General features: G+C 43.6%; 19 protein-coding genes. 9 read left to right on the forward strand and 10 right to left on the reverse strand.

What is annotated here, in order from left to right:
- Positions 1-44 precede the first annotated feature (44 nt).
- From AACR75_RS08605 to AACR75_RS08615, 3 genes are all read left to right on the forward strand, one after another.
- Entirely contained in the window at positions 45-1,421 is a 1,377-nt protein-coding gene (locus AACR75_RS08605; protein WP_047687762.1) for a YjiH family protein, read from the forward strand.
- A gap of 201 nt (positions 1,422-1,622) precedes the next feature.
- On the forward strand, positions 1,623-2,090 hold the full coding sequence (locus tag AACR75_RS08610) for a molybdopterin-dependent oxidoreductase (RefSeq protein ID WP_013868110.1): 468 nt from the start codon (positions 1,623-1,625) through the stop codon (positions 2,088-2,090).
- Positions 2,090-3,190, forward strand: coding sequence for a GGDEF domain-containing protein (locus tag AACR75_RS08615; RefSeq protein WP_047687763.1), 1,101 nt, complete (start codon positions 2,090-2,092; stop codon positions 3,188-3,190). The genes AACR75_RS08610 and AACR75_RS08615 overlap by 1 nt, the downstream gene beginning before the upstream one ends.
- A 73-nt stretch (positions 3,191-3,263) precedes the next feature.
- On the opposite strand, the gene pstB is transcribed toward AACR75_RS08615, so the two are convergent.
- The 5 genes from pstB to AACR75_RS08640 form a co-directional block, all read right to left on the reverse strand.
- Positions 3,264-4,013: a phosphate ABC transporter ATP-binding protein PstB gene (gene pstB, locus AACR75_RS08620; protein ID WP_013868112.1), complete on the reverse strand. Its 750-nt coding sequence runs from the start codon at positions 4,011-4,013 to the stop codon at positions 3,264-3,266.
- Between the two features lie 45 nt (positions 4,014-4,058).
- The gene (gene pstA, locus AACR75_RS08625; protein WP_026027681.1) at positions 4,059-4,922 is read right to left on the reverse strand and encodes a phosphate ABC transporter permease PstA; all 864 of its coding nucleotides are present in this window, start codon (positions 4,920-4,922) and stop codon (positions 4,059-4,061) included.
- A 5-nt stretch (positions 4,923-4,927) separates the two neighbouring features.
- Positions 4,928-5,860, reverse strand: a complete 933-nt coding sequence (pstC, locus tag AACR75_RS08630) for a phosphate ABC transporter permease subunit PstC (protein WP_047687764.1) — start codon at positions 5,858-5,860, stop codon at positions 4,928-4,930.
- A 211-nt stretch (positions 5,861-6,071) separates the two neighbouring features.
- Positions 6,072-6,893: a phosphate ABC transporter substrate-binding protein gene (locus tag AACR75_RS08635; protein ID WP_026027935.1), complete on the reverse strand. Its 822-nt coding sequence runs from the start codon at positions 6,891-6,893 to the stop codon at positions 6,072-6,074.
- A 282-nt stretch (positions 6,894-7,175) separates the two neighbouring features.
- On the reverse strand, positions 7,176-8,078 hold the full coding sequence (locus AACR75_RS08640) for a DMT family transporter (protein WP_047687765.1): 903 nt from the start codon (positions 8,076-8,078) through the stop codon (positions 7,176-7,178).
- A 97-nt stretch (positions 8,079-8,175) separates the two neighbouring features.
- On the opposite strand from AACR75_RS08640, the gene AACR75_RS08645 reads away from it, so the two are divergent.
- The 3 genes from AACR75_RS08645 (at position 8,176) to AACR75_RS08655 (ending at position 10,496) form a co-directional block, all read left to right on the forward strand.
- Positions 8,176-9,621, forward strand: a complete 1,446-nt coding sequence (locus tag AACR75_RS08645) for an aminotransferase-like domain-containing protein (RefSeq protein WP_047687766.1) — start codon at positions 8,176-8,178, stop codon at positions 9,619-9,621.
- Positions 9,622-9,711: 90 nt separating this feature from the next.
- A complete protein-coding gene (gene speG / locus AACR75_RS08650) occupies positions 9,712-10,233 on the forward strand; it encodes a spermidine N1-acetyltransferase (RefSeq protein ID WP_013868118.1) in 522 nt (173 codons plus the stop codon).
- A 17-nt stretch (positions 10,234-10,250) separates the two neighbouring features.
- The gene (locus AACR75_RS08655) at positions 10,251-10,496 is read left to right on the forward strand and encodes a Rho-binding antiterminator (RefSeq protein WP_017045964.1); all 246 of its coding nucleotides are present in this window, start codon (positions 10,251-10,253) and stop codon (positions 10,494-10,496) included.
- 51 nt (positions 10,497-10,547) lie between these two features.
- Here AACR75_RS08655 and AACR75_RS08660 read toward each other — a convergent pair whose 3' ends face one another.
- From AACR75_RS08660 to ompW, 4 genes are all read right to left on the reverse strand, one after another.
- A complete protein-coding gene (locus AACR75_RS08660; RefSeq protein WP_047687767.1) occupies positions 10,548-11,156 on the reverse strand; it encodes a 2OG-Fe(II) oxygenase in 609 nt (202 codons plus the stop codon).
- Positions 11,157-11,383: 227 nt separating this feature from the next.
- On the reverse strand, positions 11,384-13,219 hold the full coding sequence (gene empA / locus AACR75_RS08665) for a zinc metalloprotease EmpA (RefSeq protein ID WP_017047405.1): 1,836 nt from the start codon (positions 13,217-13,219) through the stop codon (positions 11,384-11,386).
- A 41-nt stretch (positions 13,220-13,260) separates the two neighbouring features.
- A complete protein-coding gene (locus AACR75_RS08670; RefSeq protein WP_197056779.1) occupies positions 13,261-13,404 on the reverse strand; it encodes a hypothetical protein in 144 nt (47 codons plus the stop codon).
- 163 nt (positions 13,405-13,567) lie between these two features.
- Positions 13,568-14,212 (reverse strand): outer membrane protein OmpW, encoded by a 645-nt coding sequence (gene ompW, locus AACR75_RS08675; protein ID WP_047687768.1) that lies wholly within the window; start codon positions 14,210-14,212, stop codon positions 13,568-13,570.
- 398 nt (positions 14,213-14,610) lie between these two features.
- On the opposite strand from ompW, the gene AACR75_RS08680 reads away from it, so the two are divergent.
- Complete coding sequence (locus AACR75_RS08680; RefSeq protein ID WP_047687769.1) at positions 14,611-15,015, forward strand: cystatin domain-containing protein; 405 nt, start codon at positions 14,611-14,613, stop codon at positions 15,013-15,015.
- A gap of 91 nt (positions 15,016-15,106) precedes the next feature.
- Here AACR75_RS08680 and AACR75_RS08685 read toward each other — a convergent pair whose 3' ends face one another.
- Positions 15,107-16,282 carry a lytic polysaccharide monooxygenase gene (locus AACR75_RS08685; protein WP_047687770.1) on the reverse strand — a complete coding sequence of 392 codons (1,176 nt, stop codon included), beginning with the start codon at positions 16,280-16,282 and terminating at the stop codon, positions 15,107-15,109.
- Positions 16,283-16,776: 494 nt separating this feature from the next.
- Between AACR75_RS08685 and glpT the strand changes: the two genes are divergently transcribed.
- A complete protein-coding gene (glpT, locus tag AACR75_RS08690; protein WP_026028652.1) occupies positions 16,777-18,153 on the forward strand; it encodes a glycerol-3-phosphate transporter in 1,377 nt (458 codons plus the stop codon).
- A 99-nt stretch (positions 18,154-18,252) separates the two neighbouring features.
- Positions 18,253-19,314: a glycerophosphodiester phosphodiesterase gene (glpQ, locus tag AACR75_RS08695; RefSeq protein ID WP_047687771.1), complete on the forward strand. Its 1,062-nt coding sequence runs from the start codon at positions 18,253-18,255 to the stop codon at positions 19,312-19,314.

The raw sequence follows: 19,314 nt of genomic DNA on the forward strand, positions 1-19,314 counted from the left end.
CCACCAGTTGGTGACTATTGACCCGCAGTAATACGAGACACGACATGCAAGATAACGCTCAAACTATTGAAGCTCCTGTAGCACCAACACAAAGTAGCTTTTGGATGTTTTTCATCCCTTCGTTAATTGGTCTATTTTTGTTTATGGCGCCAATTAGCTACCAAGGTGACTTAACCATTCCAGTTGCCGTCCTTGCTAAATCTATCCAAGCTATTTTGGGCGATTACCTTGTTGCAATAGTGACAGTGATCATCGCCTTTATGTCTGCAGCTTCCATTTTATGTAAAATTTTTCAACCTGCATTCATTACAAAGAGTCCTTTCTTAAATGGGCTTTTTAATCCATCTGCTCTTTGGTTAGCCGTCCGTGTATTTGGTGGTATCGCCGTCATCATGACGTTTTTCCAAATCGGCCCTAAGGCTATCTGGGAAGAAAACACTGGCGGTATGGTTCTTGAGGGTTTATTACCCACTTTATTTTCTGTATTTATTTTTGCAGGGCTTTTGCTGCCTTTACTGCTTAACTTCGGGCTACTGGAGCTATTTGGTAGTTTATTAAGCAGAATCATGCGTCCAGTTTTCAACCTTCCAGGCCGTAGCGCAATCGACTGCATGGCTTCTTGGTTGGGCGACGGTAGTGTCGGTATTTTGCTGACCAGCAAACAGTACGAAAGCAAATTCTACACACAGCGTGAAGCCGCTATTGTTGGTACAACGTTTTCTGCCGTTTCAATTACCTTCAGCTTAGTCGTTATTGCGCAAGTTAAGCTAGAGCATCTGTTCCTACCTTTTTATGGCACGATTTGCCTTGCAGGCTTTGTTGCAGCGATCATCATTCCTCGCCTGCCACCATTAAGTTTCAAAAAGAACACTTATATTGATGGTACCTCTCCAGCTAAAGATGCCGATGCAGTTCCAAGCGGCCATACCTCGTTATCATGGGGGATGGAATTAGCACTGGCGAAAGCAAGCCAAGTTAAATCTGCAAAATCGATCTTCGCTGAAGGCATGCGTAACGCTGTTGATATGGTGTTTGGTGTGCTACCTGTCGTGATGGGCTTGGGTACTCTGGCTCTGATTGTTGCAGAATACACCTCTGTATTTTCTGTATTGGGCCAACCGTTTATTCCTTTTCTAGAATTACTTGGTGTACCTGAGGCTGTTCAAGCATCTCAAACCATTGTGGTCGGTTTTGCGGATATGTTTATTCCCGCGATTCTTGCAGCTTCCATTGATAATGAAATGACACGTTTCGTGATTGCGGCCATGTCAGTGACTCAGTTGATCTATATGTCTGAAGTGGGTGCATTAATGCTAGGCAGCAAAATTCCTGTTAACATCCTTGAGCTGTTTGTCATATTTATTCTGCGTACGCTCATTACACTGCCAGTGATAGCTGGTGTAGCACATCTCATTTTTTAGTAAACAATGCAGCAGTAACGGCACTAATAACATTTCAATATGCAAGTCCCCACTTATGTGGGGATTTTTTTGTTCTAAACTAAAGATTGATTCGACCAAATTAACAGAAATATAAATAGAAAATAATTTCATTGATTAAATTATCACCTTATACTTTTAGCCTATGCTCTAAGAAAAAAGCAGAAGTAAATAAGGTAGTTTATGATGAGATGGATAACCGCTTTACCACTTATTTTTTTCAGCTTATTTGTTCATGCTGCAAGCTTAACTATTACCCTCCCAAACCAAGATCGGGTTACTTATTCTCTTGCACAATTGGCAGAGATACTGCCTCGTGAAACCTTCACGACTCAGCTTCCTTGGTTACCAAAAGAAAATACTTTCACTGGTTTTAAAGTTATTGATTTAATTAATCATTTGCAAGTTGGACAGGTTTCTTCTGTATCATTTTTGGCCATTAATGATTACGCCGCTAATATTGCAATTGAAAACTTAACTCGCTATGAACCCATTATTGCTTATCACATGAATGGCGATGAAATGAAAATAAGAAACAAGGGGCCGTTTTGGCTGATCTACAATCTAGATAAATATCCACAAATAGACAATGGCATTTATTACACCCAAATGGTGTGGCAGTTAGAAAAACTATTGATTCACGGTAAATAATGAATTTTACAAAACACAGCACTTTACACCCCTTGCTATACCGGGCAAAAACACTGTTGATTGTCCTGTCAGCCACCTTGATCGTCGCTAATTTGTATATACTTTCGACCACACGCTCTTTAGCCAACTCCTATACCGACCAACGTAACTATGCAACTTGGTATTTATTCCAGCTCACCAAAGAGTATTCTGAGCTGGTTGCTTCGATTCCTTATTACTTAGATTCACAGGAGAAGAGATCGCACACTTGGCTGCAGTATGAGCTGATTTGGAGCCGTTTTGACTTGATTCTAACGAGTAAGGAATCGGATAATTTTATGGGCAGAACGGATTCCCAGCATTTCTTTAAGAACAACTTTGATGATTTCAAAATATTAGAAAGCTTATTGCTGGCCGTTAAAGATCAAAAGTCATTGGCTGTATTTGAAAAACATACCCACTTGATTTACGACCAGATTATCGGCTATGTAAACCAAAACTTTCAACTGCAAAGCCCTATCTATCTAGAGCAAAAAGAAAAAGCAAATAGGCTAACACAGGTACAATTTCTGCTGATGTTCTTGATGCTGGGTTGCATTGGCTTAGTTAGCTATATTTTTCATAAAGAAGCGGTTGCTCAGCGTACCTTAGCGTTAACTGACCCTCTAACTGGACTTGCAAACCGCCTTGCGATGTTTGAAGAGCTGAATCAAATTTCTGCCAACAACCCCTTCTCTCTCTTTCTTCTCGACTTAAATGACTTTAAGCCCATTAACGACCAAAATGGTCATAAAGCAGGGGACAGTGTGTTGCAGCAAGTAGCGTTTCGCTTAACACATTCGATTCCAACCTTTGATTATTCGGTATTTCGTATGGGGGGTGATGAGTTTGCCCTGATCATCCATAGCGTAGATGCGATGGAACTGAGCATTATGCAACGCCACATTAAAGCGTGTTTTAAAGAGAATTTTTTCGTGGATAATGGAGTGGGAGCAAAGCTTTCAACCAGTATCGGTATTGCCTCTTTTCCTAAAGATTCAGCCAATATTAATCAATTAATACATATTGCGGATAAGAATATGTATGCCATGAAGTTTCTACAAAAAAGCCCCTCTGTATGAGGGGCAAAGTTACCATCGCTTTATAGTTATAATGAGTCCGCTATTATTCCAGGTTAGTCGCTGCAATAAGTGATTAGCCGAAATCGCCATTGACATATCCCATGGTTCTATCATCTTTAGGATTGTTGAAAATCACTTGTGTATCATTGTGTTCAACCAATTCCCCCATTAAGAAAAACGCTGTGCGATCAGAAATACGACGCGCTTGCTGCATTGAGTGCGTGACAATAACGATGGTGTAATTCTTTTTCAGCTCTTCCATCAATTCTTCAATTTTGTGTGTTGCAATCGGGTCAAGGGCGGACGTTGGTTCATCCATCAAAATCACATCCGGCTCCATCGCTATCGTACGTGCGATGCACAAACGCTGTTGTTGACCACCAGAGAGGCCAAACGCATGTGACTTCAAACGATCTTTTACTTCATTCCACAACGCCGCGCCGCGCAATGAGCGCTCAACCACTTCATCGATGTGCTTTTTATCTTTAATCCCTTGTGCACGTAACCCATACGCCACGTTTTCATAAATACTCATTGGGAACGGATTTGGCTTTTGGAACACCATTCCCACTTTGATACGCAGATCTGCAACATCAATATTGCCGTAAATATCTTGCCCATCCATCGCCAATTTACCGGTGATAGTCACGCCTTCAATGAGGTCATTCATTCGGTTCAAACAGCGTAATAAAGTCGATTTTCCACAGCCAGAAGGGCCAATCAGCGCTGTCACTTGACGAGTTGGAATAGGCAGGTTGATTGATTTTAGCGCTTGGTTATCGCCATAAAAAAGGTCTAGGTTTTCAATATTAAATTTGTTCATTCTTGTTATCTCTCAAAATTCTGTAAATCGCACCCAACGCTCTGCTTAATAAGAAGCGGTATTAAATCGTCTTGCGATTAGCTTCGTCACCATGTTGATCAGTAGCACAACCACAATCAGCACGGTTGCTGTACCGTAGGCTTGATTCCACTCTTCAACCGTGAACAGCTCTGTTGTGAGTTTGTAAAGGTGAACGGTTAGGGTGCGGCCTGAATCGAGCAATGAATCAGGAATACGTGCCACCATTCCTGCGGTTAAAAACACAGGAGCCGACTCACCAATAACACGACCAATACTCAAAATAATTGACGTGAGGATGCCGGGCATTGCACTTGGCAAAATCAGACGCCAAATGGTGTATATCTTTGAGGCTCCAAGACCATAAGAACCTTCGCGATAAGTTTGAGGAACGGCCATCAACGCTTCTTCTGTGGTCCGAATGATCACAGGCAAAATCAAAATGCTGAGCGTTAGCGCACCCGACAAAATAGAGAAGCCTAAGCCTAGAATCACCACAAAGAAGGTCATGCCAAATAGACCAAAGATAATGGAGGGGATCCCCGCCAAAGATTCGGTACAAAAGCGGATCACTTTCACCAAGCGACTACCGATTTTGGCGTATTCGGTAAGATAAATCGCCGTCATAATACCCAACGGGGCGGCCACCGAAATAGAAGCGATCACCATATAAATCGTCGATATGATCATCGGGAAGATCCCGTGTTCATTGCCAGTACGGGTGTAATCGTCAGTAACGAAATTCCAATCTACGTGTTGTAGCCCGTTAGAAAGGATGTACCAGATAATCCAAAATAGGAAGCCGACTGTTACAGCGGCCGCAATCCAAATAGATATTTTCAATACGTTATCTTTTAGCTGGCGGGCACGTTTTAGTTTTACTGTATCCATCACTATTATCTCGCTCTCTCACGGTTTAAATAGAGCAATGTGGCATTCAAGATCATGATGAATGCCAATAGCACAACGCCTGTTGCGTAAAGCGCACTGGCATGAACACCACTTGCGTAAGACATTTCAATCGCAATATTGGCTGTCAGCGTGCGTGCTGAGTCTAAAATACCTTCAGGCATCGCTGGCGCGTTGCCCATCACCATAATAATGGCCATGGTTTCACCGAGCGCACGCCCAATTCCTAAGATGACGCCAGTCATAATTCCGGAGCGAGCTGCCGGTACCAGCAGTTTGAAGATAGTAAAAATACTGGATGCACCTAATGCCAAAGAACCTTCTTTGTACGCATGAGGGACCGCGCGAATAGAAGTCTCGGACACGGTAATCACCGTCGGTAAGATCATGACACCAAGCACAACAATGCCCGCGAGAATGGTATTGCCCGCAGGAACTTGGAAAATGTCCTGAATCAAAGGAACAATAATCACAAGACCAAAGAAACCATAGACCACGGAAGGAATACCAGCGAGCAATTCAACGGCTGGGCGAATGATATTCGCGACACGTTTTGGTGCGACTTCGGCAATAAAGATAGCGGTGAGTACGCCCACAGGCACACCAACGATAACCGCACCAAACGTTGAAACCACAGAAGCGACAATCATAGTTGCCACACCATACAGAGCTGGCGGCAACCAATCTTGTCCAAGGACGATACCCGAGATACCCACTTCTTGAAATGCGGGAATACTTTCGCGGAAAATGAAGTAGGCAATGATGGCAAGAGACACAATGCCAATAATGGCACTGGTAAGAAACAACCCGTGGAAAATGCGCTCTTTCCAGTCCACACGCTTTTTAGCACGAAGTGCACGTTTGGAAGCTTGCGTAGAAACGTTGTTCATAAGCTTTTCACTATTTGTTGCGATGGTCATAGTATCAATCTCACTATTCGATGGAATCGACGTGGATAGAAAAGGCTCAGCCCCAACGATGGGCTAAGCAAACTTTTAAAGTTATTTCCCCAAACAACTTGAAGTGGCGGCTAAACAGCAAGTCAGTGAATTCCCATCCACATGGATAAAGCATGTGATTGGGCTGAACGAAACAACGCCGCTGCAACTTCAAGTCGAATGGGAGAGTCAATTAGTTCACTGCGATATAGTGATGTTCTGCAACGAGTTTTTGAGCTTCAGGCGTTAGCATCCAATCAAGGAACTGTTGCGTTTGAGCGGATGGTTGGCCTTTTTTGTACAGTACAAGGAAAGGACGAGCCACTTTGTATGAACCATTTTTCACGTTATCTACCGATGCATCAGTACCGTCTACCGCTAAGGCATGAACCGTGTTATCAACGGTGCCAAGAGAGATGTAACCGATGGAATAAGGGTTAGACGCAACCATAGTTTTCAAACTACCGTTACCGTTAGCTACTTGAGCTCGTTGAGAGATAGCAGATACCGTCTTGTCTGAGATTTTTTTTGTCAGTTTCATAATCTCTTCGAATGCACCACGAGTACCTGATGCGGTATCGCGAGTAATTGCAACGATAGGTTTGTCTTCACCACCGACATCTTTCCAATTCGTGATCTCGCCTCGGTAAACGGCAGAGACTTGTTCAGCACTCAACCCTTTTACTTTATTGCTTGGATGCACAACCACCGCTATACCATCAAGCGCGATCTTTTCTTCAACTAATGATGCTTCTTTTTCTGAGCTTTTTAGGCCACGTGAAGACATACCAATATCCGCACTGCCGTTCTTAGCGGCTTTAATACCGGCAGAAGAACCTGGGCCTTGAACCTCAATAAACACGTCCGCGTTTTTCTTCATATATGTTTCAGAGAAAACTTCCATCAATGGCGTTACGCTGCTAGAGCCAACAGCAGAAATGGTTTCTTTTGCAAAAACTGGGTTAACTGCCAATGCACCTAAAAGAGCGATTGCACCGATTACTGTCTTTTTCATCACAAATATCCTTAAGAGGCTTTATTGCCGTTGTGTATTGAACGAAACTCACTTTAGGACGCAAATATGACAGTTGTGTTTCACTTAGTTTAAAACTAGATGACACAGTAAAATATTTTAGGAAAACAGAGGAAGGGCAGCGCATTTTTGAGTGCATCACTTAAGATCAATCTGAAAAAATTGGCAAAGTCATTAGGTGCCGCCGCGAGTCAGAAATTATCCATTGATTACCCAACCACCAGCAGAGCACCCCATTCTAAGTTCGGTTTATAGGGGTGAATTTTATGAACGCTCAAATACCGGTTTCGCCAATTTTCTCAGCAGATTCGGCTTTTTCACCACCAGATAAACAGCCGTAACGGCAAGGCAGAAGCCCGCAACACCAAACCCATCCAATGATTCATCAAAAGCAAGCCATGCTTGAATGGCGGTGGTTGGTGGTACAAGATAAAACACCGAAGCCACACTTGAGGCCGCACCGTGTTCAACCATATACAACAGCAATAAAATAGAGACACATGACAGCACCACAACCAGCCATACCAGTGTCATGATAAAGGTCGGTGTCCATTGCACTTGCATGGTTTCAAAGCTCCAAGCCCAAGGTAAAAATAGGCATAACGCAGCCACATATTGCACGGTAGCGCTGCCAATCATATCCACACCTTGGCAAAATTTTTTCTGATATAAGGTGCCGAGCGTGATGCCGAGCAGAGATAACAAACACAAACTAATGGCAGGCCATTTGTGTACTTCCGATTGCCACTCAATGTTACCCATCAAGACGAGACTTATCCCAGAAAACCCAAGAGCTAACCCTAACCACTGCGCCAGATTAAAGCGCTCTGTACTCATAAAAACCAGCAGCAGCGCAGTCAAAATGGGTTGTGTCCCCACCAGCAGAGCACTTAAACCTGCTGGCATTCCCCAAGAAATCGCTTGGTAGGTTCCGCCCAAATAGCAACCATGAATCAACACACCCGTTATACAGGAATGCCACAAATGGCGACCACGCGGAATGCGCCTTTTGAGCAATAACAACAAACCAATAAAAAGCACCACGTTCGCCACCATGCGCAGCGTGAGCAGCGTGGCAGGTTCCGCATACATTAAGCCAAACCTTGCGCCAACGAAACCAGATGCCCATAGCACGACAAACAAGAACGGGCTCATTCTTACAAACATCACAAAATTCCTAGCCACAATCGATTCTATGCTGCTACTTTATTTGGGTACAGTTATGCGCAAAAGGCACAGATTTGAATAATTTAGTGGGTACAGAATGAAAAGTAAGCTTAAAAACACGGATCCTAAATATACTGAGGTAAAACGTCATCTTAAGCAGACCATCGACGATGGTTTATTCCACGCACACGATAAAATGCCTTCCATTCGCCAGCTATGCGAACAACTGTCTGTCAGCAAAAATACCGTTATTCGTGCTTATCAAGAGTTAGAAGCGATGAATGTCGTCTACTCTCAGCCTCGTTCAGGCTATCGAGTCCAAGGTGCGGTAACCCCTTTGGAGATTCCGTTACCACAACCCAATAGCATTGACCTTCTCTCTTTATCTAAATCAATTTTGGTTCAACCCACAGTGAAACATCACATGCCCGCAGGTTCAGCGCATCCTAATACGCAAGGCGCCGCGATTCGTAGTTTGTATGCAGAAATTGGCCGCCACAGCCGCCAGCAAACGCACATTCCTAGCCACTATCAGCTACCGCCAGGTAATAGCCATTTAGTCAAACAACTGCTAAAAATATCGCAAGATTTGGGCCTACAAATCAAAGCACAAGAAATCGCCATTACGCATGGCGGTCAGCAGGCCATCAGCCTCGCATTTCGTGCATTAACCAAGCGCGAAGACATTGTGGCCGTTGAGTCACCTTGTTATTTTGGCACGCTGCTGTTGCTTGAATCATTAGGCTTAAAAGTGGTGGAGATCCCCAGCCATAGTGTCGAAGGCATCGACATCAGCGCCCTCGAACAAGCGCTATCTCAATGGCCGATTAAGGCGATTCTCGTCACGCCTAATTTTAACAACCCAACCGGTTCACAAATGCCTCTGGAAAAACGTAAACAGCTTTTGGCTGTCAGTGGTGATACACCAATTATTGAAGATGATGTGTTTGGTGGCCTGTATTTTCAAAAGCCGATACCTTGCTTGAAGATGCTGGATGGCAAAGGCCGCGTTATTTACATCAATTCGCTCTCCAAAACCTTGGATTCACGGCTGAGGATCGGTTGGATCATCGCGGGAAAGTATCAAGCACAAATAGAAAAGATATTGCTCAGCGAGAATATGGGCAGCTTGAATTTAATCCAATCAGCCGTAGCGGAATTTCTCGAAAGTGGTAAGTACCGTCAACATCTAGCCAAAATGCGCCGCACTTACCAACTGAACCAGCAGCGCTTTGCCAAATTGCTCACCACCTCGCTCAATCACTACCCGTCGCTGCAAGGGCAGTTTCAATTAAGCCGACCTGAAGGTTCATTTTTATGCTGGCTGACTCTTCCGCCATTCATCGATAGTTTTGAGCTTTATCAACGTGGCCTGCAAAACAAAATCAGCCTCCTGCCGGGGCATCTTTTTGCAACACAGGGGCAATTCCAACACTGTATCCGTTTCAGTGTAGCGAACTTTGAAGACAACATGGCATGGCAGGAAAGCATAAACAAACTGACCGAACTGATTCATCTCGCGGCATCAGATCACAAGACGTAAGCGTACGCATTTTAAAAAATTGCTGACTAACCACTTGTATTGCAACAAAGTCGGCATAAGATGAATGCCTTAGTTCAATGAAGGTTTGCTATGAATAATCAATTATCATTAAGAGCGTTAGAGCGCGGTGACTTACGCTTTATCCATGATCTCAATAACAACCGCAACATTATGTCTTACTGGTTTGAAGAGCCTTATGAATCTTTTGATGAGCTGGAAGAGCTGTACAACAAGCACATTCACGATAACGCCGAGCGTCGGTTTGTGGTTGAGAACCGAGATAAGGAACTGATCGGTCTCGTTGAATTAATTGAAATTGATTACATTCACCGCAGTGGCGAGTTTCAGATCATCATCACGCCAGAGCACCAAGGAAAAGGGTTTGCACAAACCTTGATCAACAAAGCCTTAGACTACTCTTTCACCATTTTGAACCTACACAAAATCTACCTGCATGTGTCGACGGAAAACGAAAAAGCCATCCATTTATACCAAAAAGCCGGCTTTGTTGAGGAAGGGCACTTAGTTGAAGAATTCTTCATTAATGGCCAATATCGTGACGTAAAGCGCATGTACATTTTGCAAAACGCGTATCTTAATAAGCCCGCGTAACGTCATAGGAGTGAATAATGGTCACTTGCAGTCAATATGATTACATTGAGCTCGCGTGTTTGTTTCATTTGCCCGTCAAGCTCACCTTAAAAAATGGTCTTACCTATTCAGGTACCGCGATGGACACTCTGCGCAATGAACACCAACAAGAGTGCATTGTGTTGAAAAATGAACAAAGTGAACACTTAATTGAAACCAATGCCTTATTGATGATGGAGGCATTAAGCTCACATCCTCATTTTACCTTGATCAAATTTGACTGATAAAAGAGCGTGGCAGCACAAAAGCCACGCTTACTTATTAGCTTTTTTGCGTTAACTGGCAATATCGAGCTTGTTGCCTGTCACGCCATTAATGCGAAACCACCCAGCGATGCTGAAACGCTCAGCATTGGTAGGTTGTACTTCATGCGGAAAACGTTCGGATAAAAAGACCAGTAAACGCCCCGCTATCGGCGTAACCGTCGCGAGATACTGATCTTCAACATCGTAAATAACCAACTCACCGGCATCAGCACCACACCACCGATCATTCATATAAAATACCGTCGTCAGTTTGCGGCTGGCGTTGCCTGTAAAGGCGTCGAGGTGTTTTTGGTAGAATGCTCCTATTTCATATTTGGCAAAATGAGCTTCGTATTCAAATAGCCCAAGAAAAAAGTGGCGGTTAACCTCTTGCCGAATTTGCTCCATACGTTGCAAATAGTCTTGCACAGGCAGGCCCATGCTGTTTTCAATCCACTGGATTTTATCGTTGCGTATTTCAACCTCTAATTGCAAGGCATCGTGCCTGCCAATTCGCGCCACTTGTAACTGCGGTGGCGTACATGCTCGTAGGTTTTTGGTTTGCTCTGGTGTTAAAAAGTCATCCCATATGTACCAACCTTGATCGGCAATTGCGTCCATCAATTTATCTAACGACATTTTTACACTACATATAACAAAAGTGCTGTGGTTATATCGATAGCAAGCCATAACAACAAATCGGTGTTTCGATGCTTAAGACAAGGCGAATTTGTGGAGGCGGAGAAGCTGGCAAGAAAAGACTAGAAACAAACACCGTGGTTGTTGAACAACCTATCGTTGAATACCCTCCTACATAACAAAGGGGCACCGACTCGTGCCCCTTTAAATTTAATCAATAAAGATGATTAATCCAGTCTTAACGTTACACCACTGTAGTTACTATAGCCTTTGAGCATCACATGATAGGTGGTTCCTGGTGTTGCAGAAATTGTGCACTGTTCATTGTTGCCCGATTTGTAAGGGCGACAATCCCACGAAGAAGTGGTTGGTTTGCTGCCGGCTTTGACATACAAATCAGCATCACCTGAGCCCAAACTGATCGAAACTTTAGCGCTGGTTGAGCTTGCGACCGTAAAGGTATAGAAGGCTTCGGAGCTTCGCGTACCTTGTAACCCTATTACTGGTTTGCCTTTTTCTAGCACATTCCCCGTTGGAGGCACTACGCCACAGCTAGCATTTACGCCCACTTGGTTAAAGGCATCAACCACATCCGCTTTGTTATAACCTAAGTCTTGTGCCGCTTTTGCGACGCCACATCCACCTTGGTCAAAGGTACTGTTTGCTGTCCAATATAACTGGTTAGCGACGGTGAACACTTCAAAACCTTTACGAACCGACCAATTGGCTTTGTTGGCTAGCAAATAATACGCGCGATTAAACACACCACTTGAATAGTGAACATTTAATCCATTGTAGTATTGAGAAGCGTGATCGATAGAACGGCCATCTTTTGACGGTTGATCAAAATAACGTAAGCCACCGGAAGATTTGAAAATGTCGCTCCCGACCACCCAGTCAACGCTGCCTTTCATATAAAATTCAGCTGCTTCCCCAGCAATATCAGAGAACGCTTCATTGATACCACCAGACATATTTTGATAAACAAGCCCTGAGTTCTGCTCGGTAAAGCCGTGGCTCACTTCATGCGCGCTGACGTTGATATCCACTAATGGATAAAATGTATTTTGGCCATCACCAAAGGTCATGGACGATCCGTTCCAGAAGGCGTTTTCATAGTTGCTATCATAATGCACACGCATAGTTAGCTGGAAGGTTAATGGAGTGGTGTTCATCCAGTCTTTGTACATATCGAACACCACTTTGCCAAAGTAGTGTGCGTCATTAAGCGGTGAATAAGCGCCATTAATCGCTTTGTAATCGTTGTAATTACTCGCGTCGGTACATGAATAGCTGAACGTTGAACCACCCGATGTCGCATGCTTCATATCCACGGTTTTTACAGCGCTATTCATCATGCTGCAGGTGTTGCCTACTTTATTTATCACTAACCCTGGGAAATCTGTTCCGTACTGATAAAAACCTGTCTTCTGATTTCCACCAGGTCCAGTACCCGTCGCCTCTGCATGGTTTAACCCTTCCCAAGTTTGTAATACGTCACCAGAATTCGCATCAATAAAGAAAAATGGCCGTGCAGGCTCATTGGTTGCAACAAAGAAGTCGACTAAATAAACCATTTGAGCCATTTGGTTTTCGTCCAAACGCACCATCAATTGAGCACGCTCGTTTTCTGTAACAAGATCCGCACTCGTTAGTGATGGGTTTTGTTGTTGGTAATGCGTAAGTGCAATACTAACCGCTTGCTTTTGTTCAACTTGTGGTGAAGTACTTACCACATCAGAATCAATTTGCTGCGCCATCATGCCGTAAACTTGGCCGATACCTTTCTCAGTTTGCGTTGCTACGACTGACGTATTAAAGACCGGTAAACCATGATACATCTGCTGGTAACGGACTTTGACTTTACCATTAGGTAGAGTGACGCTTTTTACCACCTGAAAGCCATTTTGTGTTGGCACAATACTGCGAGCCTGCATGGATAAAGCTTGTTCTAGTAGACTTGGATCATCAACCTGCACCATTTTCGCGGCTGATACTGGTAGTGCTGCGCTGATAGAGGCTGCGAGGAATAGCCACTTCATTTGACGTTGTACTTTTTTCATTTCTCAATCCTAGAGAGTTATTATTAGCATCCGCTGACGACTTACATCCAATCAACCACCAGCGACGTGACTGCGAATAATTCGCTCATTGAAAATGGATCAAGAAAACCAACCTCGCCAGTAGCACGGAAAAATAGTGTAAAACGAGCGTCAAATAAAATGGTCACAAAAAAGACAATAGCCAAAATAACTCGAAGAATTCTTATAATAATTAAATTTAATATCAACAAGATAAACATAAATGATAATTATATGTACATTTAATAGTGCACATAACTATCAATATAATTTTTGCTTGAAATTGAAAAAGGCAGCGCTCGCTGCCTTCTATTAATCACCTTGCTACCACTAAAACTTATAACCAGCGCCTATCATAAATACCCAAGGATCAATGGTCACATCGGTTTTTTGCTCAATGCCGCCAAACTTATAAGTCGCTTCAGTTTCAATATCGGCATACCAAACTGACGCATTCAAAAACCACTGTTCGTTGAGCATATAATCAAAACCAGCATTGGCCGCTAAACCCCAAGAATCTTTGAGTTTGAGATCCGTTAAGGTTGCACCACTTCCCGTACTGTTAAAACCTTCATCGAAGAACATGGTGTAGTTAATGCCCGCTCCAACATAAGGACGGAATTTCGATGACGCTTCACCAAAGTAGTATTGCAACATAAAAGTTGGCGGTAGATGTTTTGTTTCAGCAATGTCACCTAAGTTCAAAAGATTGGTTGAAATAGTATGGCTAAAAGGTGTAGCCGCTAACACTTCAAAGCTAATATTGTCGGTGATCATATAGCCTATTGTTAAACCAAGCTGAACGTTTGAGTCCACAGCAAGCTCTTCATTTGAGCCTAAAATACCATCGCTGCTATCATTGGGCACCACAGCGGCAAGACCGGCACGCACAATAAAGTCACCTTCTTTGTGGGCAAAAACATTCGTAGAAACAAGAGCAGAAAGCACGGCAAGGCCGCAAAGTGTTTTTTTCATTGTGATTTCCTTTTTGTAGGGCGAGGTAATAGTTTTTATTTGCGCGCACAGTAGCACATAAAAACCACACTTTTTTGATGGAAATCAATTTGTAAAATTTATCGCCGATCAGCTTACAACTCTGCAACCTTGATCACTTTTCTAGGCATAAAAACACACAGTCATGTAATGCGTTTTTTATGTGCATCACACCTAGCCTAACGTTGAAATGGCTTTGTTATTTATGGTTAAAAACTGACAATATTGGTAAGAAATAGTAATAGCGTTTTATTGTCAGAATAAATCATCATAATTTATCACGCACCTAACAGAGCTTGACGGACTCCTCACACCACAATTGTTAATATGAACTCCTCAGATTAACCCTTTCTGCTTTTCTAAAAACAAAGGACAACTCAATGAAACGATTTCTTTTACCTCTATTTGGTTTGCTCGCGTTAGCGGGGTGTGATCAACAAACACAAACAGAAAGTACTAAGGCTCTAGAGCCCACCGTGATGGTGACGGAAACAGATGCCGTACCGTCACCCATCTGTGCAAGCGAGTTGATGCCGGGAGGTTGGCAAGCGACAAAAATTACCGACGAAGCTAAAGAAGCGTTGAAGAGCGCTTTAGCACAAATGGAGAGCAATGCACAATTAAAGGACATTATCGATGTCCGTTCACAAGTGGTTAACGGGGTGAATTATGCCATTGAGTTTGAAATGGCGGATGGCAGCATTTGGAATGCGATAATCTATCGCAGTTTAGAAGGTGATTACTCGTTAACCCAACCAGCAAAACAAGGCAAATTGTGTGAATAACCCCATCTCATAAGCCATTATTAAACCAGAGTTAGAGAGTAAAAAGAGGCCATGGCCTCTTTTTACTACTCGATACTATAGCTATTTAATACTATCGCCATACACCCCATTCACCCGTAGTTCCGGGCTCTTCATTTTTTGTCCACCACTGCGCGGTCCAAGTTTGCTGATTGTGCATAACGACATCACCGGACGTATAAATTTTAGTCGCATTCCAAGCATTATCGGAGACAGGTGGCTGTGGCGTTTCCTCTTTTAGCAAAGAAAGCTGATAACTATAAGTCGCGTTTGGAGCAAATACACGATTAGCATACAGATTCTGACTATCGTACATATAGTGATTCATTTCTTGGTGCCAAATCCCAATAAACCACTCCCCTTTTTTCACTTGGTTAAACTGACCTGCCATTTCCGCTGGCCACGTTGCTGTATTATTGGCTGAAATCGCTAAGCTGATATCGGTCGTTTCATTGCCATTGGCATCGAAGGTACGCAAACGAACCGTATCGCCAGATTCAACAGGACCGAAACCTTGTGAAAGATAACCACCAAGATCGCTGAGATTCTGCGCAGGTTCTGATGGGTCTGTCGGATCCGTTGGGTTTGATCCACCACCGCTAAAACTAATATCACTGCAGTTATAAAAACCTTCGCCCGCGGCATCAATACGCTGCCAGCGAGTATAAAGCACAGCATCACCACTTCTATCGGCAGGCAGGGTAATCTTTATGCGATATTTTTTATCCGTCCCCACGGTGATATTACCTTTGGTATCAATAAGATCCAGATCATCCCAAGTTAATGGGGCCTCACCGGTATAAGTCGGTTTAGAGAGATAAAACTCCCAATAAGAGGGGTTATGTGGCGCGGTAGCATTAAAGACTAATTCGATTTGTTGATTAGCGTCTAAATTCACGGCCGTTTTTTGCCAATGAGGTGAAGCAACATCTAACCCTGCTTTCGCGTTGCTGCCTGCGGAACACAACAAGCCGTCGCGAACAACAGCTTGAACATGAGCCATATCACGATAATTTGCCACATTGGCCGCCACTTCATTGCGTTGTACAAAAGGATAAGCTCCAGACTGATCAAAAGCCGCTTGGCATGCTGCATTAGGGATCGTATTACTCCAGAAACCACCATCTAGGTAACAGGTATTTTGCCGCGCGCTCGGAAATTCAACCCAACCATGAGCTTGTGCATGAGCAGAAAGCAATCCGCTCAATGAAAGCAAACCCAACACACTGACTTTATTAATATTATTCATCATTCTTCCTTTTTGTATTATTAACATCAATGCCACAGAACGACACTCTGTAACACATAAATTGCCAATCAAAGCTAGCAAGAATTATCAATAGGCAGTGTCAAATCTGGGCAGGAATACTGGACTATTTGCTTATTTTGCCACTCTCTTTCCAATCAAAAAGGATATGAGTCATTGAACTCACAGTGAGTTTCGAGTGACTTCATGGTTTAACAATTTTTGCCAACTTTCCTTATCTGCGATTCAATTGACGACAAAACAACCAAAAACAAACATCTCGCGAACAAAAGTGAAAACGATTACATCTCAATTTAATGGCACTAACCATGAAAAAATGAAAACTAATCATTTGTTTTTATGCACAAATTAATTCCCTTGTAACATTTGTCACAGAAATACATTCGGTTGCACACGACAATGCCGTTCTCTTTCGAATGAAACATTTTTTATCGTTCGAGCTTTAGAACCATCGCACTACAATAATGAGGTCAACTATGTTTGGTATCTTTAAACCCCAAGCGCATATCGAGAGGCTCGCTACTGAGCGGCTCGATAGCACTTATAGCCGCTTGCGCTGGCAGTTATTCATCAGTATTTTCTTCGGCTACGCAGGCTACTACCTTGTTCGTAAGAACTTTAGTTTGGCGATGCCTTATTTGATTGACCAAGGTTTTAGCCGCGGTGATCTCGGGGTAGCTCTTGCCGCCGTATCGATTGCTTATGGCCTATCTAAATTTTTAATGGGGAGTGTTTCTGACCGCTCTAACCCACGCTACTTCTTAAGTGCAGGCCTTTTAATGTCTGCGTTAGTGATGTTCTGTTTCGGTTTTATGCCGTGGGCAACAGGCAGCATTACTGCGATGTTTATTTTGCTGTTCTTAAACGGTTGGTTCCAAGGTATGGGCTGGCCTGCTTGTGGCCGTACCATGGTTCACTGGTGGTCACGTAAAGAACGTGGGGAAATTGTTTCTGTATGGAACGTAGCTCACAACGTCGGCGGTGGCTTAATTGGTCCTCTTTTCTTGTTTGGTCTTTGGGCATTTAACGATGACTGGCGCGCCGCATTTTACGTTCCTGCCTTTTTTGCGACCTTAGTTGCCATTTTCATTTGGATGACACTGCGCGATACGCCGCAATCTTGTGGTTTACCACCGATTGAAGAGTACAAAGATGACTACCCAGACGACTATGATAAATCTCATGAGAATGAGATGACCGCGAAGGAAATCTTCTTTAAGTACGTTTTCTCTAACAAATTGTTGTGGTCTATCGCTATTGCCAACGCTTTTGTATATCTCATTCGTTATGGTGTATTGGACTGGGCTCCTGTTTATTTGAAAGAAGCTAAAGAGTTCACCGTTGATAAATCTTCTTGGGCGTACTTCTTGTATGAGTGGGCAGGTATTCCGGGAACGCTATTGTGTGGTTGGATATCTGACAAAGTATTCAAAGGCCGTCGTGCACCTGCGGGCATCTTATTCATGGTTCTCGTTACTTTTGCGGTACTCATTTACTGGTTTAACCCTGCTGGTAACCCAGGTATCGACATGGCGGCTCTTGTTGCGATTGGTTTCTTAATTTATGGCCCAGTAATGTTGATTGGTTTATACGCACTGGAACTGGCTCCGAAAAAAGCAGCAGGTACCGCAGCAGGTTTAACAGGTTTGTTTGGTTATCTCGGCGGCGCAGTAGCGGCAAATGCGGTATTGGGTTACACCGTTGACCACTTTGGTTGGGATGGCGGCTTTATGATCCTAGTCGCTTCGTGCGGTATTTCTATCCTTTGTCTGCTGTATGCCTACATTGGCGAGCGTGCTCACCATAAAGAAAAAGACAGAATTGCGGAAGAAAAAGCGTCAACACAATCATAAATCTGACACCTAAATGTGTTGAATTTACGTTACGCACTGTTCACTTTGAATCAAAACTCTCCCCCTGCAACGTCAGGGGGAATTTTTAAGGATAACAATATGAAACTGACACTACTCGCACTTTCCATGGCTACTTTAGCCAGCTCGGCGTGGGTTCAAGCAGAACCATTGGTGATAGCGCATCGCGGCGCTTCCGGTTATCTGCCTGAACATACCCTTGAAGCCAAAGCGCTTGCTTACGGCATGAAGCCTGATTTTATTGAACAAGATGTCGTGATGACCAAGGATGACCAATTGGTGGTTCTGCACGATCACTATCTTGACCGCGTCACTGACGTTGCAGAGCGTTTCCCTGACCGTGCACGTGGTGATGGCCGCTATTACGCCATCGATTTTACGCTGGTAGAGATCAAAAGCCTGCGCGTAACTGAAGGTTTTAATATCGATGACAAAGGCAATAAAACCGCTGGTTTCCCCAACCGTTTCCCTCTTTGGAAATCAGACTTCACCGTCCCAACCTTAGCGGAAGAGATCGAGCTGATCCAAGGGCTGAACAAAACGCTCGGTTACGATATTGGTATTTATCCAGAAATCAAAGCGCCTTGGTTCCACCGCCATGAAGGTAAAGACATCAGTAAAGCGGTACTGAAAATGCTGAAGGAATATGGTTACGACAGTCAAGAGTCGAACGTTTATCTGCAATGTTTTGATCCTATCGAGCTAAAACGCATTAATGATGAACTGCTTCCAGCAATGAAAATGGACCTCAAGCTGGTTCAATTGATGGCCTACACCGATTGGAATGAGACCATGATCTATGATGGCGACCAAGCACAGCCATACAGCTATGATTGGATGTTCGAAGCAAACGGCATGAAGCAAGTCGCCACCTACGCCGATGGTATTGGCCCGTGGAAACCTATGTTGGTTGACGACGCTTCTACCAAAGAAAACATCGTCATCAAGCCATTGATGAAAGCCGCTAAAAACGCCGGATTAGTCGTTCACCCTTATACTTTTCGCGCAGAGCCCGATCGCATTGCACCTTATGCCGACAGCTTTGATGGGATGCTCGATGTGTTCTACAACACTGTAAAAGTGGATGGTTTATTTACGGACTATCCCGATAAAGCAGTGGAGTTTTTGCATTCAACTCGCTAA

Source organism: Vibrio sp. ZOR0018, assembly GCF_963865925.1.
GTDB classification, from domain to species: domain Bacteria; phylum Pseudomonadota; class Gammaproteobacteria; order Enterobacterales; family Vibrionaceae; genus Vibrio; species Vibrio anguillarum.

Bases quoted from the DNA above. Each gene is read 5' to 3' on its own strand.
- empA (WP_017047405.1), bottom strand. From the start codon at position 13,219: ATGAAAAAAGTACAACGTCAAATGAAGTGGCTATTCCTCGCAGCCTCT.
- ompW (WP_047687768.1), bottom strand. From the start codon at position 14,212: ATGAAAAAAACACTTTGCGGCCTTGCCGTGCTTTCTGCTCTTGTTTCT.
- AACR75_RS08655 (WP_017045964.1), top strand. From the start codon at position 10,251: ATGGTCACTTGCAGTCAATATGATTACATTGAGCTCGCGTGTTTGTTT.
- pstC (WP_047687764.1), bottom strand. From the start codon at position 5,860: ATGACCATCGCAACAAATAGTGAAAAGCTTATGAACAACGTTTCTACG.
- pstA (WP_026027681.1), bottom strand. From the start codon at position 4,922: ATGGATACAGTAAAACTAAAACGTGCCCGCCAGCTAAAAGATAACGTA.
- glpQ (WP_047687771.1), top strand. From the start codon at position 18,253: ATGAAACTGACACTACTCGCACTTTCCATGGCTACTTTAGCCAGCTCG.
- AACR75_RS08645 (WP_047687766.1), top strand. From the start codon at position 8,176: ATGAAAAGTAAGCTTAAAAACACGGATCCTAAATATACTGAGGTAAAA.
- AACR75_RS08685 (WP_047687770.1), bottom strand. From the start codon at position 16,282: ATGAATAATATTAATAAAGTCAGTGTGTTGGGTTTGCTTTCATTGAGC.
- AACR75_RS08680 (WP_047687769.1), top strand. From the start codon at position 14,611: ATGAAACGATTTCTTTTACCTCTATTTGGTTTGCTCGCGTTAGCGGGG.
- AACR75_RS08640 (WP_047687765.1), bottom strand. From the start codon at position 8,078: ATGTTTGTAAGAATGAGCCCGTTCTTGTTTGTCGTGCTATGGGCATCT.
- speG (WP_013868118.1), top strand. From the start codon at position 9,712: ATGAATAATCAATTATCATTAAGAGCGTTAGAGCGCGGTGACTTACGC.
- AACR75_RS08660 (WP_047687767.1), bottom strand. From the start codon at position 11,156: ATGTCGTTAGATAAATTGATGGACGCAATTGCCGATCAAGGTTGGTAC.
- pstB (WP_013868112.1), bottom strand. From the start codon at position 4,013: ATGAACAAATTTAATATTGAAAACCTAGACCTTTTTTATGGCGATAAC.
- AACR75_RS08615 (WP_047687763.1), top strand. From the start codon at position 2,090: ATGAATTTTACAAAACACAGCACTTTACACCCCTTGCTATACCGGGCA.
- AACR75_RS08635 (WP_026027935.1), bottom strand. From the start codon at position 6,893: ATGAAAAAGACAGTAATCGGTGCAATCGCTCTTTTAGGTGCATTGGCA.
- glpT (WP_026028652.1), top strand. From the start codon at position 16,777: ATGTTTGGTATCTTTAAACCCCAAGCGCATATCGAGAGGCTCGCTACT.
- AACR75_RS08605 (WP_047687762.1), top strand. From the start codon at position 45: ATGCAAGATAACGCTCAAACTATTGAAGCTCCTGTAGCACCAACACAA.
- AACR75_RS08610 (WP_013868110.1), top strand. From the start codon at position 1,623: ATGATGAGATGGATAACCGCTTTACCACTTATTTTTTTCAGCTTATTT.